This is a genomic window from Mycobacterium sp. KBS0706, from assembly GCF_005938675.2.
Taxonomy (GTDB): Bacteria; Pseudomonadota; Alphaproteobacteria; order DSM-16000; family Inquilinaceae; genus Inquilinus.
Genome location: NZ_VCCH02000438.1, coordinates 1 through 237 on the forward strand (window position 1 = coordinate 1; position 237 = coordinate 237).

The following is a 237-nucleotide window of genomic DNA, read 5'->3' on the forward strand; positions in this document are numbered from 1 at the left end:
ACGCTGTTGTTCACGCCGCGGGTCGGCGCGGCGTAGACGGTGTAGCCCTGGTCCTTCACCTGCGGCTCGTCATAGGCCTGGACCTGGCGGATGAAATCGGCCTGGCCGGCCAAGAGGGCGCCGATGCGGACGCTGTCCTCCGGCGTCACGATGTATTTGATGCCGTCGAGATAGGCGCGGCCCTGATGCGCCAGCGGCGCCGGGCCCCAGGCGTAGTCGGCGCGCGCCTTCAGCACC

At 69.6% G+C, this 237-nt stretch carries 1 protein-coding gene; it reads right to left on the reverse strand.

The window, feature by feature from the left end; genetic code table 11:
• Positions 1–237: ABC transporter substrate-binding protein (locus FFK22_RS42600; RefSeq protein ID WP_306770291.1), on the reverse strand; the 237-nt coding region annotated here is incomplete at both ends.